This is a genomic window from Pseudomonas agarici (genome assembly GCF_001543125.1).
Lineage (GTDB): Bacteria > Pseudomonadota > Gammaproteobacteria > Pseudomonadales > Pseudomonadaceae > Aquipseudomonas > Aquipseudomonas agarici.
In genome coordinates this window covers 658,415-673,052 of the sequence record NZ_CP014135.1, presented here as the reverse complement: position 1 = coordinate 673,052, position 14,638 = coordinate 658,415, and the positions used below count along the sequence as shown (strand labels likewise).

Below are 14,638 nucleotides of genomic sequence, written 5' to 3'. Positions count from 1 at the left end.
GAAACACATGCAATGGGAAGTCGTGATCGGGCTGGAGATTCATACCCAGCTCGCCACCCAATCGAAGATTTTCTCCGGCAGTTCGACCACCTTCGGCTCCGAGCCCAATACCCAGGCCAGCCTGGTTGACCTGGGCATGCCGGGGGTGCTGCCGGTACTGAACGAAGAAGCCGTGCGCATGGCCGTGAAATTCGGCCTGGCGATCGACGCCGAGATCGGCCAGCACAACGTGTTCGCCCGCAAGAACTACTTCTACCCGGACCTGCCCAAGGGTTACCAGATCAGCCAGATGGAGCTGCCGATCGTCGGCAAGGGCCACCTCGATATCACCCTGGAAGACGGTACGGTCAAGCGTGTCGGGATCACCCGCGCGCATCTGGAAGAAGATGCCGGAAAGAGCCTGCACGACGCCTTCAACGGTTTCACCGGTGTGGATCTGAACCGTGCAGGCACGCCGCTGCTGGAAATCGTCTCCGAGCCGGATATGCGCAGCGCCAAGGAAGCCGTGGCCTACGTCAAGGCGATCCATGCGCTGGTGCGCTACCTGGGCATCTGCGACGGCAACATGGCCGAAGGTTCGCTGCGTTGCGACTGCAACGTGTCGGTACGGCCCAAGGGTCAGGTCGAGTTCGGCACCCGCTGCGAAATCAAGAACGTCAACTCGTTCCGCTTCATCGAGAAAGCGATCAACACCGAAGTCCAACGGCAAATCGAGCTGATCGAAGACGGCGGCAAAATCATCCAGCAAACCCGCCTGTACGATCCGAACAAGGACGAGACCCGCGCCATGCGCAGCAAGGAGGAAGCCAACGACTACCGTTACTTCCCCGATCCCGACCTGTTGCCTGTGGTCATCGAAGATTCGTTCCTTGATGAAGTCCGTGCCAGCCTGCCGGAGCTGCCGCCACAGAAACGCGAGCGCTTCCAGTCCCAGTACGGTCTGTCGCTGTATGACGCTAGCGTACTGGCCTCAAGTCGCGAACAGGCGCAGTACTTCGAGCAGGTCGCGAGCATTGGCGGCGACGCCAAGCTGGCGGCCAACTGGGTCATGGTCGAGCTGGGCAGCCTGCTAAATAAGCTGGGCGTAGAAATCGACCAGGCGCCGGTAACTGCCGAGCAACTGGGCGGGATGTTGTTGCGGATCAGGGACAACACCATCTCCGGCAAGATCGCCAAGACCGTTTTCGAAGCCATGGCTAATGGCGAAGGCAACGCGGATCAGGTGATCGAGGCTCGTGGCCTGAAGCAGGTGACCGACAGCGGTGCCATCGAGAAGGTCCTGGACGAAGTCCTCGCGGCCAATGCCGAGCAGGTCGAGCAATACCGTGCGGCGGATGAAGCCAAGCGCGGCAAAATGTTCGGCTTCTTTGTCGGCCAGGCGATGAAAGCCTCCAAGGGCAAGGCCAACCCGCAACAGGTCAACGAGCTGCTGAAAAGCAAACTCGAAGGCTGATAGCGCTCAGGTGGGCTGGCACCACCTTTGTGGACAGTGCGCCACCGGGACGCGAAGCGGCCCTAAAACCAATAATCTCGGTGCCTCAGACAGAACGAGGCACCTGGTTTTACGACGGCTTCGCAGCCGAACGGGGCAAACCCCTCGCCACCCTTGTTCTATCGCCGTACCACCGAGGATATCCAATGAAACGCCTGCTCGGCGCCTGCACCCTCCTCACCCTGCTGGCCGGTTGTGCCACCCACGACATCGACCCGCGTGGCTACGACGAAACCGGCGTGGCGTCCTACTATGGTGCCCGCCACCACGGTAAGCGCACCGCCAGCGGCGAGCCGTTCGATCAGCACAGCCTGACTGCCGCCCACCGCCAACTGCCCTTCGGTACCCAGGTAAAAGTCACTAACCTCGCCAATGACCGCAGCGTCGTGGTGCGTATCAACGACCGCGGGCCTCATACCCGCGGGCGCCTGATCGATCTTTCACAGGAAGCGGCCAAACAGTTGGGTATGCTGCAAAGCGGCACCGCGCGTGTACGCGTGCAAAGCCTCAACGACTGACTTTGGGAGTTGCATCATTTTCGGATTGACCGCCCTGCCGCTATTGAGCCTGATCCAACTGCTCGGCGGCTTGTTGCTGCTAATTGTCGGCGCCGAACTGTTGGTGCGCGCCGCCGTGCGCCTGGCGGCCAGTCTGCGGGTACGTCCGTTGCTGATCGGCCTGACCATCGTCGCCTTCGGCAGCAGCGCGCCGCAGATGGCCGTCAGCCTGCAGGCGGCCCTGTATGAAAACGCCGATATCGCGGTCGGCAGCGTGATCGGTGGCAATATCTTCAACACCCTGGTGACCCTCGGCCTCTCGGCGTTGATCATTCCTTTGCGGGTCTCGCGCCAGTTAATACGCCTGGATATTCCGCTGATGATCGTCGCCAGCCTACTGGTCTTCGGCCTGGCCTTCAACGAGGAGCTAAGCCGTTTGGACGGCGCGCTGATGCTGCTGATTTTCGTCCTTTACCTGGGACTACTGCTGCGCACTTCGCCATCCCGCCAACATGCCCATCATCCGCCCGAGCACGGCCATCAACGCCAGCACGCACCGTGGATCAGCTGTGTGATCCGGATACTGCTGGGCTTGGGACTGCTGGCGCTGGCCGGTCACTTGCTCCTGGATGCGGCGGTGGAAGTCGCCACCGAGCTGGGCTTGTCCGAGCGCATCATCGGCCTGACCGTGGTCGCTGTCGGCACTTCGCTGCCGCAATTGGCGACCTCGTTGATCGCCGCGTTCCGTGGCCAGCAGGGTATCGCCGTGGGCAATGTCATCGGCGCCAACCTGTTCAACCTGCTGGGGGTACTGGGCGTCACCGCGCTGATCGCCCCGGCGCCGCTATCGGTATCGCCCAACGCATTGTCGTTCGACCTACCGATTATGCTCGGTGTTGCGGCGTTGTGCTGGCCGGTGTTCTACTCCGGCTATCGCATCACTCGCGCCGAGGGCCTACTGTTTCTCGGCCTGTACCTGGCTTATGGGCTGCACGTGATATGGTTTACCACCGGTATGCCAATGGCCCAGCGACTGGAGCACCTGATGCTGTTTTTCATTCTGCCGGTGTTGTTGGCGTATCTGCTGTTCAGCACATTGAGAGCCTGGCGTCGCCAACACGCCTAGGAGCCAAGGCGCTGGCAGATCATAGCGCTAGATCCAACCCCCCCACTGCAACACGAAGATGCCGATATTGGTCGTGATCGCCGCCATCAGGGTGGTGATCACAATAATCGCCGCCGCCAGCTCGTGATTGCCATTGGCCGCCCTGGCCATGACAAAACTGGCCGCCGCTGTCGGGCTGCCGAAGTAGAGAAACAGAATCCCCAGTTCCGCGCCGCGAAACCCATAGAGCCAGGCACCCAAGGTCGCAATGATCGGCAGGCTGACCATTTTCAGCAGGCTCGCACTCAGCGCCATATCACCGCTTTTACGCAATGCCGCCAGGGACAGGGTACCGCCGATGCAGATCAATGCCAGCGGCAGAGTCATCTGCGCCAGGTAATTGCCGGAAGTCTCCAACCATCTGGGCAGGCCGATCTGAAAATAAGCAAAGGGCACCGCGGCAATCACACTGATGATCAGCGGATTGCTGAATACGCTTTTGCAGATGCTCCAGGGGTCGGATTTGATCACCGGGCTGTAGACCGCCAGGACAATGGTCGACAGGGTGTTGTAGAACAGGATCACTAGCGCCGCGAGGATCGCTCCGAGGGAAATGCCGTAGTTGCCATACAGGCTGGCCGCCAGGGCCAGACCGATCACCCCGTTGTTGCCGCGAAAGGCGCCCTGAGTGTAGATCCCGCGATCTTCCTTTGGGCAACGCCAGATCGCCCAGCCCCAGGCAGCGGCGAACCCTGCCAGCGTGGCAACCGCGAAATACCCCAGTACCGCAGGTTGCCAGGCTGAATGCAGGTCGGCGTGGAGGATTCCGAGAAACAGCAACGCTGGCATGTTGACGTTGAACACCAGTGCCGAAGCCATATGGATGAAGCTGTCGTTGATCCAGCCGATGCGCTTGAGCGCCACGCCCAGGAACAACATGGCGAAGACGGGCGCGGTGATGCTCAATGTAGCGAGAAAGATGGCCAGCATGCCTTGGGAACCCGTTGCCTGTCGTCAGGTAAACAATGATGCGAATGATACGGCAAGCGTCCTTCTGGCGCTCAATCGAACTGCGCGCGCATCCAGGCTTGGTAGGCGCCGACACCCGCCTCGCCTTCACGCGGCGCCCAGGCCGCCCGCTCGCCATCGGCTACCGGGCGATAAGGGCCTGCCTTGCACTCGAACATCACGCTGTCGATTTCCAGGACCACCAGGCCATGGAACATCCCCGCAGGGAGATCCACGCCAGGGCAATCGCCACCGGCCCGCAACACCCGCTTGTCCAGCAGCGCGCCGGCCTCATCGAACACCAACAGACCCAGAGCTCCCTTGAGCACCAACAGGGTTTCTGCCTTGTCCGCACTGAGGTGCCGATGAGGTGGAATATAAGTGTTCGGTTGCAAGCCGACCGCCAGACGATGGCACGGTTCATCCATCTGATGAAAGTTGTGGTGCGCTCGCCCGCGCGCACTGGTCGCGGCCCTGCCGGCCAGGTCGGCAAACAACGCTTGGTCGAGAAAGCTCGGCGCGGTCATGGTTTACATGCCCTTGACAGCAAAGATGCCGGCGGCGTTACGCCAGTAGCCCTTGTAGTCCATGCCGTAGCCGAAGATATAACGGTCGATGCACAGTAGGCCGACATAATCAGCCTTCAGGTCCGCGCGGGCCTTGCGGTCATGATCCTTGTCGATCAACACGGCCGTATGCACCTGACGGGCACCGGCGTGCTTGCAGAAGTCGATAATCGCCCCAAGGGTGTGACCTTCGTCGAGGATGTCATCGATGATCAGCACGTCGCGGTCAATGAACGAGATTTCCGGCTTGGCTTTCCAGAATAGCTCGCCGCCGCTGGTTTCGTTGCGATAGCGGGTCGCGTGCAGGTAAGACGCTTCCAGCGGGAAATCGAGGTAGGTGAGCAATTTGCCGGAGAAGATCAGGCCGCCGTTCATCACGCAAAACACCACCGGGTTGCGCTCGGCCAGTTCGGCATTGATCTGTGCGCCGACCCGGGCGATGGCCGCTTCGACTTCATCATTGGTGTACAGGCAGTCGGCTTCGCGCATGACTTGACGGATATGTTCGAGATCGGCGGACATGGCGCTCTCCATAAGGGGGTGCGGGAAAAGTCGGCAAAGGTACGCACCCCGAAAGGCCAGATCAAGCGTTTCTGAACTAGCGCAAACTTGACGAGCCGCTACCGTTGAGCTGAGTGGCCTGCGAACTTGAACTCACGAACTCACCGTACAGACCACCCACGTACTACGCGTCTATAGGACATCTACCTCGGATAGATTAATCTAGGCCGTTTTTTTTGCCCGCCGCCGGAGCCTTTCCCCATGCCCACCCGTGAGATCCGCCATCCGCTGATCCGTCACAAGCTCGGCCTTATGCGCCGCGCTGACATTAGCACGAAGAACTTCCGTGAGCTCGCCCAGGAAGTCGGCGCATTGCTGACCTATGAGGCGACCAAGGACCTGCCCCTCGAAACTTATGATATCGAAGGCTGGTGTGGCACCGTGCAAGTCGAGAAAATCGCCGGCAAGAAAATTACCGTGGTACCGATCCTACGCGCCGGCATCGGCATGCTCGAAGGTGTGCTCAGCCTGATTCCAGGCGCCAAGGTCAGCGCCGTGGGCGTGGCCCGCAACGAGCAAACCCTCGAAGCCCACACCTACCTGGAAAAACTGGTCCCGGAAATCGACGAGCGCCTGGCGATGATCATCGATCCGATGCTCGCCACCGGTGGGTCGATGGTTGCCACCATCGACCTACTGAAGAAAGCCGGTTGCAAGGACATCCGTGCGATGGTCCTGGTGGCGGCCCCCGAAGGCATCGCGGTGGTCGAGAAAGCCCACCCGGACGTGACCATCTACACTGCCTCCATTGATCGGCAACTCAACGAGCACGGCTACATCATCCCCGGCCTGGGCGATGCCGGTGACAAGATCTTCGGCACTAAGCAGAAGGACGCCTGACATGCAGGAGGAGTTCAACGACCCGCTGTGGCGCACGGTACTGTCCGGCGCACAAATGCTCTTCGTCGCTTTTGGCGCCCTGGTGTTGATGCCACTGATCACCGGCCTCGACCCGAACGTCGCGCTGTTCACGGCGGGCCTGGGGACCCTGCTGTTCCAACTGGTTACCGGGCGTCAGGTACCGGTATTCCTCGCTTCGAGCTTCGCCTTTATCACCCCGATCATCCTCGCCAAGGGCCAATTCGGCCTCGCGGCGACCATGGGCGGGGTGATGGCGGCCGGTTTCGTCTACACCTTCCTCGGCCTGGCGGTGAAGATCAAGGGCAGCGGTTTTATCGACCGACTGCTGCCACCGGTGGTGATCGGCCCGGTGATCATTTCCATCGGCCTGGCCATGGCGCCGATTGCCGCGAACATGGCGATGGGCAAGGCCGGCGACGGCGCCGAGCTGATCCATTACCAGACCGCGATGATGATCTCGATGCCGGCGCTGCTGACCACGCTGATCGTGGCGGTGTTCGGCAAAGGCATCTTCCGTCTGGTGCCGATCATTTCCGGGGTCCTGGTGGGGTTTGCCATGTCGTTCTACTTCGGCGTGGTCGATACCGCGAAAATCGCCACCGCGCCTTGGTTCGCCCTGCCGCACTTCACCGCACCGGAATTCAACTGGCAGGCGATCCTGTTCATTGTACCGGTAGCGCTGGCCCCGGCCATCGAGCATATCGGCGGGGTGATCGCGGTGGGCAGCGTGACCGGTCGCGACTACCTGAAGAAACCGGGACTACATCGCACCCTGTTAGGTGATGGGATCGCCACTACGGCAGCCGGCCTGTTCGGCGGCCCTCCTAACACCACCTATGCCGAAGTGACCGGCGCGGTGATGCTGACCAAAAACTACAACCCGAAAATCATGACTTGGGCAGCGATTTTCGCCATCAGCCTGGCATTTATCGGCAAGTTCGGCGCACTGCTGCAAAGCATTCCGGTGCCGGTGATGGGTGGAATTCTTTGCCTGCTGTTCGGCTCGATTGCCGCAGTGGGAATGAACACCCTGATCCGCCACCAGATCGATCTGGGCGAAGCACGCAATCTGGTCATTGTTTCGGTAACCCTGGTGTTTGGCATCGGCGGCGTGCTGGTGGGCACCGGCACCGGACCGGACGACTTCGGCCTCAAGGGCATCGCGCTGTGTGCCGTGGTGGCGATTGCGCTGAATCTGTTGCTGCCAGGCAATGACAACTGGAGGCAGAAGAAGGCGCACGAGCCGTTGTAGTCAGACCCACGCGGGCCATGGGAGCAGACCCCATCCCCTATAATGCCAACGGCGCCCGCTGGCACAGGGCGTTCAGCGCCGCCGCCCACTGTGGTTCATCGTTCAGGCACGGAACCAGCACCAACGCCTCGCCCCCCGCCGCGATAAATTGCTCGCGCCCGCGATCGCCGATCTCTTCCAGCGTCTCGATGCAATCGGCGACAAACGCCGGGCACATCACCAGCAGCTTCTTCACGCCGGCCTTGGCCAATTCATCCAATTGCGCTTCAGTATAGGGTTCGATCCACTTCGCCCGGCCCAGCCGGGACTGGAACGACACCGACCACTGCCCGTCCGCCAAACCCATGCGCTCGGCAAACGCCGCCGCCGTGCGTAGGCATTGGCCGCGATAACAGCTGGCCACAACCTGCGGTGGCGCACCCGCGCAGCAATCACCGCCGCCTGCAAAGCTATGGCCGGGATTGAGCTTCTTCAGATGGCTTTCCGGCAAACCGTGAAAGCTCAGCAGCAAATGATCGAAACCCTGCTCCAGATGCGGTCGGGCACTGGTCACCAGGGCGTCGAGATATTCCGGCTGATCATAGAACGGCCGCAGAATGGAAAACCGCACCTCCAACCGTTTGTCCCTGACCACCCGCCGAGCCTCCTCGATGACCGTGGTCACAGTGCTGTCGGCAAATTGCGGATACAGCGGTGCCAATGTCACCTGGTGGATGCCCTGAGCCGCCAGCCGGGTCAGTACCGTCTCAATCGACGGCTCGCCGTAACGCATTGCCAACTCCACCGGGCCCTGAGTCCACCTCGAAATCATCTGCTGCTGTAGGCGACGGCTGAGCACTATCAGTGGCGAACCCTCCTCCCACCAGATCGAGGCATAGGCATGGGCCGACTGCTCGGGGCGCTTGATCAGGATCAGCGACACCAGCAAGCGCCGAAGCGGCCACGGTAGGTCAATCACATAGGGATCCATCAGGAATTGATTGAGGTAGCCGCGCACGTCCGCGACCGAAGTAGAAGCTGGCGAACCCAGGTTGACCAGAAGCAAGGCGTGATCAGTCATGCAACGTCCTATTTCAGAGGCGGTTCGACAGGTCGTCGAGGGCCGCAGGCAAATCGTTGAACCGAAAAACAAATCCCGCCGCCAGCAACCGGGTCGGCAGCGCGCGTTGGCCACCGAGCAGCAGCAGCGATAACTCACCCAAGCCCAGACGCAACACGAAAGCCGGCAGAGGTATCAGCGCCGGGCGATGCAAGACCTTGCCCAAGGCCTGCGCGAACGCTTGGTTGCGCACCGGTTTAGGCGCGCAGGCATTATAAGGACCCTCGGCGTCGCTGCGATGCAGAAGAAAATCAATCAGGGCAATTTGATCCTGTAGGTGAATCCATGACATCCACTGCCGACCGTTACCGATCGGACCGCCCAGGCAAAGCTTGAACGGTAGCAACAGCCGCGACAAAAAACCGCCCTCAGCCGCGAGCACCAGACCGGTTCGTATCCACACCACACGAATACCCAAGGTCTGCGCGCGCTGTGCGGTTTCTTCCCAGGCGATACATAATTGGCTGGCAAAATCTTCGCTGACCGGTGGCGAATCTTCCGTCAGCTCACGCTCACCACCATCGCCATACCAGCCCACCGCCGACCCAGAGATCAGCACGCTCGGGCGTTGCTCACGCCCTTCGAGCCAGACGAGTAGCGTTTCGGTCAACTGGATCCGGCTGCTCCACAGCAATGACTTGCGTTTGCGAGTCCAAGGCCGGTCGCCAATCGGCGCACCGGCGAGGTTGATCACCGCATCCAGCGGCTCACCGGCCAGATCCTCCAGATGTTGCACGCCACGCACCTGCGCCCCGCACAAACGGGCCACTTCCCCGGGTCGGCGGCTCCAGACCGTCAAGCGGTGCCCCTGTGCCGACCAGTGCTTGCACAACTGGCGCCCGATCAAACCAGTACCGCCTGTCAGCAATATGTGCATGAAAGTGTCCTCGCGTAGCGTTTTGCCGTGAGCGTTAGTCTATTTTTATAAACAGGGCTCTTTTCTTCTCGACTGTTTAACAATAGGACAGCTTCAGACAATGAGAAGATCGCGACTTATACCTAAAAACAATATTGTACAGGTTTTACCGACGGCGTAGTCTGTGCAGACAGGTAACGAGGCCCCTATGACTTTACCTATCGCAATAATTGGTGCCGGTATCGCCGGACTCTCAGCCGCCCGCGCATTGCAGGATGCCGGACACGCTATCGAACTGTTCGATAAGAGCCGCGGTAGCGGCGGGCGCATGTCGAGCAAACGCAGCGATGCCGGGGCACTGGACCTGGGTGCACAGTATTTCACCGCCCGCGATCGGCGTTTCGTCAACGAAGTACAACGCTGGCAGAGCCAGGGCTGGGTCGCCGAATGGGACCCGACGCTCTACACCTGGCAGAACGGCCAGTTGAACGTGTCGCCGGACGAGCAGATCCGCTGGGTGGGTACCCCGCGTATGAGCGCCATCACCCGTGGCCTGCTGGGGGACCTGCAGACCCACTTCAACTGTCGCATCACCGAAGTATTCCGCGGCGAGCAGCACTGGCACTTACAGGATGCCGAAGGCCTCACCCACGGCCCATTCAGCCACGCCATCATTGCCACGCCGGCCCCCCAAGCGACCACCTTGCTGGCGGCTGCGCCGAAACTCGCCAGTGCCGCCGCCGGGGTGCAGATGGAGCCGACCTGGGCCATTGCCCTGGCGTTCGCGACCCCGCTGGATACGCCGATGGAAGGTTGCTTCGTGCAAGACAGCCCGCTCGCCTGGCTGGCCCGCAACCGCAGCAAGCCGGGACGCAACGACCAGCTCGACACCTGGATCCTGCATGCCACCAGCCACTGGAGCAAACAACACCTGGACCTGTCCAAGGAAGCCGTGATCGAACACTTGCACGGAGCGTTCGCCGAGCTGCTGCATATCACCATGCCACCACCGACCTTCACCCTCGCTCACCGCTGGCTCTATGCCCGGCCAGCCGGCGCCCACGAATGGGGTGCCTTGGCCGATGCCGACCTGGGTCTGTATGTATGCGGTGACTGGTGCCTGTCCGGTCGCGTCGAAGGGGCCTGGCTCAGCGGCCAGGAAGCCGCCCGCCGGCTACTGGAACATCTGGCGTGAACCGGATCCCCTCCTGCATGCTGCAGCCGAACGGGACAGTAGTTCGTTCGCAAATCGTGAAAAACTTCCTGGGCACCCGCCTGCTCGGCGACGAAATCGGCACCGTGCCGGAACCCGAGCTGCAAGCGGACAGATGGGCGCAAAATAGCCGACCACAACCGCTCTATACAAAATATTTGACTTGCGCACGATAGAACCTATGATGAAATTTACTTGTACAAAATCAAAATCTTGTACAATTAAATTTACGAGGTTCGCCAATGCCCGTGACTACCGCCGCCGCCCACCCACCGAAGATCGCCATCAGCGCCTGCGCGACGGGCGTCGAGGTGCGCAACTCCAGTGGACACAAGGAGTGGCGACAGTGGGAAGAGGGCTGCCTGACCGATCCGGTGTTGCGGGACAACTTCCTGACCCGGGTCTTCGCCTACGCCGCCTGGCAGGAGTTGCGTGCCAGCGGCTTGAGCCGCCGCGGCCTGACTGACTTTCACTCGCGCTACAAGTACCTGTTGATGGCCCATAACCCGCTGCAGTACAAGGTGCTGGGCCGCCTGCTAGGCAGCATGGGCAAGTCAGACCCGAACGAGATCGGTCCGCGCTACTTCAGCCAGCTGATGGCCGCCTTGAAACAATGCGCGACCCGCCGCACCCATACCAATGTCCTGCAACACCTCAGCGGCTACTTGAGGCATTCCCTCAACACCGAAGACAAACAACACATGCAGCAACTCATCGGCCAGTACCGCCTCGGTATCGTACCGTTGAGGGTGCCGCTGACCCTGCTCAAACAGCACTTTGGCCAACACCCTGATCCCTATGTAGCCTTGCAGGTCTACCTGCAACCCTACCCGGAAAACCTCAGCCTGCGGGACGTGATCTGACCATGCTCACCGCCGAAGACGACAAATCCAACCCCGACTACGCCAGCGCTCTGGTCGCCGGCTGGTTGCCGATCCGCGAAGTAGCCCGGCAGACCGGCGTCAACGCCGTCACCCTGCGGGCCTGGGAACGGCGTTACGGACTGATCGTGCCGCACCGCACGCCCAAGGGCCACAGGCTGTTTTGCGCCGAACATATACAACGCATCCAGACGATTCTCACCTGGTTGAATCGTGGAGTAGCCATTCGCCAGCTCAAACAGTTGCTCGATGCCCCGCAGCCATTCGCCGTCGACCCGGAAAACCACTGGCATCGGTTGCACCACAACTTGATCCAAGCCATTACCCGGCTGCAAGAGCGTCAGCTCGATGAAAGCTTCAACCAGGCGATGTCGCTATACCCGCCCCGCACGGTATGCGAACAGCTACTGATCCCTCTGCTGGCAGAGCTCGAACAACGCTGGCAGGGCCAGTTCGGCGAGCAGATGGAGCGAAGCTTTTTCTACTCCTGGCTACGCAGCAAGCTCGGCGCACGGATCTATCACAACAATCGCCAGCTCAAGGGCGCGCCGCTGTTGCTGGTCAACCAGTCAGACCTGCCGCTGGAACCGCGCTTGTGGCTGACCGCCTGGCTGGCCAGCAGCGCCGACTGCCCGGTAGAAGTTTTCGATTGGCCCCTGCCGCCCGGCGAACTGGCGCTAGCCGTCGAGCACCTGAAGGCGCGGGCCGTGGTCCTTTACTCCAGCAAGGCGATGAATTTGACCCATTTGCCCAGGCTGCTGAGCCGTATTGTTCCCCCCAAACTGATCGTCGGCGCCACGGTGCGTATCCACTTTGCCGAGCTGTCGGTATATATCGACGAGAACCCTGACGTCAGCCTGGCCGAAGACCCGTTGGCGGCCCACCAGAGCCTGGCTCGGCTCGGATTGCTCTAGCGGCCTGTGGAATGACTATGCAATTGCTTTGGCTGCGCACCGACTTGCGCCTACATGACAACACAGCCCTGACCGCCGCCGCCCGGCGCGGCCCCATGGTCGCGGTGTATCTGCTGACGCCCGCACAATGGCAAGCCCACGACGACGCCCCGTGCAAGGTCGACTTCTGGTTGCGCAACCTGCAGGAGCTGAGCCAAGTGCTGGCCACACTAAATATTCCCCTGCTGATTCGCCATGCCGACACGTGGGACCAGGTTCCCTCGGTCCTGCTCAAGCTGTGCCAGGACCTGAGAGTCGAAGCCCTGCATCTCAACGAAGAATACGGCGTGCACGAAAGTCGCCGCGACCGGGCCGTGGCCAAGGCCGTCGAAGCCCAAGGCATTAGCTGCCACCGTTATCTCGATCAATTACTCTTCAAACCCGGTAGCGTGCTGACCCTCACCGGCAGCTATTTCCAAATCTTCAGCCAGTTCCGCAAGGTTTGTTACAGCCGCCTTCACGGTGCATTGCCGGCAATGGTCGAGGCCCCCGGAGCACAGTTGCCGCTGAGCGTGGGCAGCGACCCGATTCCTGTCGAAGTCGAGGGTTTCCCCACACCGACCCAAGCCCTGCGTGACCTCTGGCCTGCGGGAGAAGCCGAGGCCAGGCGGCGCCTGGACAGCTTTGCCGACCAGCAGATCGAGCATTACCAGAGTGAGCGGGATTTTCCGGCCAAACCGGCCACCAGCCAGCTATCCGCCTACCTCGCCGCTGGCGTGATTTCCCCTCGCCAGTGCCTACACGTCGCGCTACGCAATAATCAGGGCGAATTCGACAGTGGCAATGTCGGCGTCGTCACTTGGATCAACGAGCTACTCTGGCGCGAATTCTACAAACATATTCTGGTCGGCTATCCGCGGGTCTCGCGTCACCGCGCTTTTCGCCCGGAAACCGAAGCCGTGGCCTGGCGCGATGCGCCGCAGGATCTGGCGGCCTGGCAACAGGCGCGTACCGGCCTGCCGATCATCGACGCAGCCATGCGCCAACTGCTCGAGACCGGCTGGATGCACAACCGCCTGCGCATGGTGGTGGCGATGTTCCTGACCAAGAACCTGTTGATCGACTGGCGCGAAGGCGAGCGTTTTTTTATGCGCCACCTGATCGATGGGGACCTGGCGGCCAACAACGGCGGCTGGCAGTGGAGCTCGTCCACCGGCACCGATTCGGCGCCCTATTTTCGGATCTTCAATCCGGTCAGCCAGTCGGAGAAATTCGACAGCGAAGGCTTATTTATCAAGCACTGGCTGCCGGAACTGGCGGGGCTGAACAAAAAGCAAGTGCACAGCCCGCCGGCCCTCGACGGCCTTTTCGGTGTCGCTGACTATCCACGGCCGATCGTCGACCTGGCAAAAAGTCGCGCACGTGCCCTGGCTGCCTTCAAGAACCTGTCATCGCGGCTGGATGCCGGAGGTATAAATGAGTGACTTCCCGCACCCTTTCGCCGCACGCTGCACTGCCCAGGACTCGCCAACCCACGTCGAATGTGGCCCCCAGCCGCCAGCACGCCGGATCTGGCTAGCAGGTGCCAGCGCTGGGATTGGCGCCGCCATGACCGAAGTGCTGCTCAAGAGCGGCGTCCAACTGGCCGTCAGCGCCCGTGATGCCCAAGCGCTGAAAGCCCTTGACGAGCGTTATCCTGGCCAAGTGTTTGTGGTGCCCGGTGACCTGACAGACAGCCAACAGGTACGCGAGATCGGCGAGTGTATCAAGCAGGTTTGGGGCAGTCTCGACACGGTGATTATCAACGCCGGCACTTGTGAATATGTCGAGGCCCAAGCGTTCGATGCCTCGGTCGTCGAACAGGTGGTGCGCACCAACCTGCTTGCCAGTAGCTACTGCATCGAGATCGCGCTGCCACTGCTCAGAGGCGGGATCAAACCACACCTGGTGGGGATCGCCAGCGCCGTGACCTTCCTGCCGCTACCCTGCGCCGAAGCCCAAGGCGCCTCGAAAGCCGGTATGCGCCACCTGTTCGAATCCCTGCGTATCGACCCGGCCTGCCAAGGTATCGACGTCACCCTTGTCGGCCCTGGCTTCGTCGACACGCCGCTGACACGCAAGAATGATTTCCCCATGCCTCTGAACTGGCCGGCCGATCAGGCCGCCAGCTATATTTGCGAGAAGCTCCCTAAACACCCGCCGGAAATCAGCCTCCCGGCCCTGTCCATGGCCGGGCTTTGGCCGCCGCCGCTCCTGTCCAAGCGCCGGCAACCGGCGATCGACAGGCGCATGGTGCGCAATAGCGGCAAGGACAAGGACCTCTCATGAGGGTATCGACAGCGTGGGCCGGCAAG

At 61.2% G+C, this 14,638-nt stretch carries 14 protein-coding genes and 1 pseudogene; 10 read left to right on the top strand and 5 right to left on the bottom strand.

The genetic code is table 11. From position 1 onward, the window contains the following. The first annotated feature begins 7 nt into the window (after nt 1-7). The 3 genes from gatB to AWM79_RS03070 all read left to right on the top strand — a co-directional run bounded on the left by gatB (nt 8) and on the right by AWM79_RS03070 (nt 3,115). Nucleotides 8-1,453 (top strand): Asp-tRNA(Asn)/Glu-tRNA(Gln) amidotransferase subunit GatB, encoded by a 1,446-nt coding sequence (gatB, locus tag AWM79_RS03080; RefSeq protein ID WP_060782126.1) that lies wholly within the window; start codon nt 8-10, stop codon nt 1,451-1,453. Nucleotides 1,454-1,638: 185 nt separating this feature from the next. Further along, nucleotides 1,639-2,010 carry a septal ring lytic transglycosylase RlpA family protein gene (locus AWM79_RS03075; RefSeq protein WP_017130647.1) on the top strand — a complete coding sequence of 124 codons (372 nt, stop codon included), beginning with the start codon at nt 1,639-1,641 and terminating at the stop codon, nt 2,008-2,010. 49 nt (nt 2,011-2,059) lie between these two features. Beyond that, on the top strand, nt 2,060-3,115 hold the full coding sequence (locus AWM79_RS03070; RefSeq protein ID WP_026013037.1) for a calcium/sodium antiporter: 1,056 nt from the start codon (nt 2,060-2,062) through the stop codon (nt 3,113-3,115). A gap of 27 nt (nt 3,116-3,142) precedes the next feature. Here AWM79_RS03070 and AWM79_RS03065 read toward each other — a convergent pair whose 3' ends face one another. The 3 genes from AWM79_RS03065 to AWM79_RS03055 form a co-directional block, all read right to left on the bottom strand. Further along, entirely contained in the window at nt 3,143-4,084 is a 942-nt protein-coding gene (locus AWM79_RS03065; RefSeq protein WP_017130645.1) for an AEC family transporter, read from the bottom strand. 71 nt (nt 4,085-4,155) lie between these two features. Continuing rightward, on the bottom strand, nt 4,156-4,629 hold the full coding sequence (locus tag AWM79_RS03060; RefSeq protein ID WP_017130644.1) for a WbuC family cupin fold metalloprotein: 474 nt from the start codon (nt 4,627-4,629) through the stop codon (nt 4,156-4,158). A gap of 3 nt (nt 4,630-4,632) precedes the next feature. Next, on the bottom strand, nt 4,633-5,190 hold the full coding sequence (locus tag AWM79_RS03055; protein WP_017130643.1) for a hypoxanthine-guanine phosphoribosyltransferase: 558 nt from the start codon (nt 5,188-5,190) through the stop codon (nt 4,633-4,635). A 240-nt stretch (nt 5,191-5,430) separates the two neighbouring features. On the opposite strand from AWM79_RS03055, the gene upp reads away from it, so the two are divergent. Next, nucleotides 5,431-6,069, top strand: a complete 639-nt coding sequence (gene upp, locus AWM79_RS03050) for a uracil phosphoribosyltransferase (protein WP_017130642.1) — start codon at nt 5,431-5,433, stop codon at nt 6,067-6,069. 1 nt (nt 6,070) lies between these two features. Beyond that, nucleotides 6,071-7,342 carry a uracil-xanthine permease family protein gene (locus tag AWM79_RS03045; RefSeq protein ID WP_017130641.1) on the top strand — a complete coding sequence of 424 codons (1,272 nt, stop codon included), beginning with the start codon at nt 6,071-6,073 and terminating at the stop codon, nt 7,340-7,342. 37 nt (nt 7,343-7,379) lie between these two features. Here the strand turns inward: AWM79_RS03045 and hemH are convergent, their stop codons facing one another. Continuing rightward, entirely contained in the window at nt 7,380-8,402 is a 1,023-nt protein-coding gene (hemH, locus tag AWM79_RS03040) for a ferrochelatase (protein ID WP_060782125.1), read from the bottom strand. A gap of 13 nt (nt 8,403-8,415) precedes the next feature. Beyond that, complete coding sequence (locus AWM79_RS03035; protein ID WP_060782124.1) at nt 8,416-9,318, bottom strand: TIGR01777 family oxidoreductase; 903 nt, start codon at nt 9,316-9,318, stop codon at nt 8,416-8,418. A gap of 187 nt (nt 9,319-9,505) precedes the next feature. On the opposite strand from AWM79_RS03035, the gene AWM79_RS03030 reads away from it, so the two are divergent. The 5 genes and pseudogenes from AWM79_RS03030 to AWM79_RS03010 all read left to right on the top strand — a co-directional run bounded on the left by AWM79_RS03030 (nt 9,506) and on the right by AWM79_RS03010 (nt 14,612). Then, entirely contained in the window at nt 9,506-10,492 is a 987-nt protein-coding gene (locus AWM79_RS03030) for an NAD(P)/FAD-dependent oxidoreductase (protein WP_017130638.1), read from the top strand. A 368-nt stretch (nt 10,493-10,860) separates the two neighbouring features. After that, nucleotides 10,861-11,373 (top strand): annotated as a pseudogene (locus tag AWM79_RS03025) (YbgA family protein); the annotation flags it as partial. A gap of 2 nt (nt 11,374-11,375) precedes the next feature. Next, nucleotides 11,376-12,305 (top strand): MerR family transcriptional regulator, encoded by a 930-nt coding sequence (locus tag AWM79_RS03020; RefSeq protein ID WP_017130635.1) that lies wholly within the window; start codon nt 11,376-11,378, stop codon nt 12,303-12,305. 17 nt (nt 12,306-12,322) lie between these two features. Continuing rightward, the gene (gene phrB / locus AWM79_RS03015; RefSeq protein WP_017130634.1) at nt 12,323-13,768 is read left to right on the top strand and encodes a deoxyribodipyrimidine photo-lyase; all 1,446 of its coding nucleotides are present in this window, start codon (nt 12,323-12,325) and stop codon (nt 13,766-13,768) included. After that, complete coding sequence (locus AWM79_RS03010) at nt 13,761-14,612, top strand: SDR family NAD(P)-dependent oxidoreductase (protein WP_218165161.1); 852 nt, start codon at nt 13,761-13,763, stop codon at nt 14,610-14,612. The genes phrB and AWM79_RS03010 overlap by 8 nt, the downstream gene beginning before the upstream one ends. Nucleotides 14,613-14,638 lie beyond the last annotated feature (26 nt).

Coding starts and splice junctions, on each gene's coding strand:
- AWM79_RS03045 (WP_017130641.1), top strand. CDS start 6,071: ATGCAGGAGGAGTTCAACGACCCGCTGTGGCGCACGGTACTGTCCGGC.
- AWM79_RS03030 (WP_017130638.1), top strand. CDS start 9,506: ATGACTTTACCTATCGCAATAATTGGTGCCGGTATCGCCGGACTCTCA.
- phrB (WP_017130634.1), top strand. CDS start 12,323: ATGCAATTGCTTTGGCTGCGCACCGACTTGCGCCTACATGACAACACA.
- AWM79_RS03065 (WP_017130645.1), bottom strand. CDS start 4,084: ATGCTGGCCATCTTTCTCGCTACATTGAGCATCACCGCGCCCGTCTTC.
- AWM79_RS03055 (WP_017130643.1), bottom strand. CDS start 5,190: ATGTCCGCCGATCTCGAACATATCCGTCAAGTCATGCGCGAAGCCGAC.
- AWM79_RS03020 (WP_017130635.1), top strand. CDS start 11,376: ATGCTCACCGCCGAAGACGACAAATCCAACCCCGACTACGCCAGCGCT.
- hemH (WP_060782125.1), bottom strand. CDS start 8,402: ATGACTGATCACGCCTTGCTTCTGGTCAACCTGGGTTCGCCAGCTTCT.
- gatB (WP_060782126.1), top strand. CDS start 8: ATGCAATGGGAAGTCGTGATCGGGCTGGAGATTCATACCCAGCTCGCC.
- upp (WP_017130642.1), top strand. CDS start 5,431: ATGCCCACCCGTGAGATCCGCCATCCGCTGATCCGTCACAAGCTCGGC.
- AWM79_RS03060 (WP_017130644.1), bottom strand. CDS start 4,629: ATGACCGCGCCGAGCTTTCTCGACCAAGCGTTGTTTGCCGACCTGGCC.
- AWM79_RS03075 (WP_017130647.1), top strand. CDS start 1,639: ATGAAACGCCTGCTCGGCGCCTGCACCCTCCTCACCCTGCTGGCCGGT.
- AWM79_RS03010 (WP_218165161.1), top strand. CDS start 13,761: ATGAGTGACTTCCCGCACCCTTTCGCCGCACGCTGCACTGCCCAGGAC.
- AWM79_RS03035 (WP_060782124.1), bottom strand. CDS start 9,318: ATGCACATATTGCTGACAGGCGGTACTGGTTTGATCGGGCGCCAGTTG.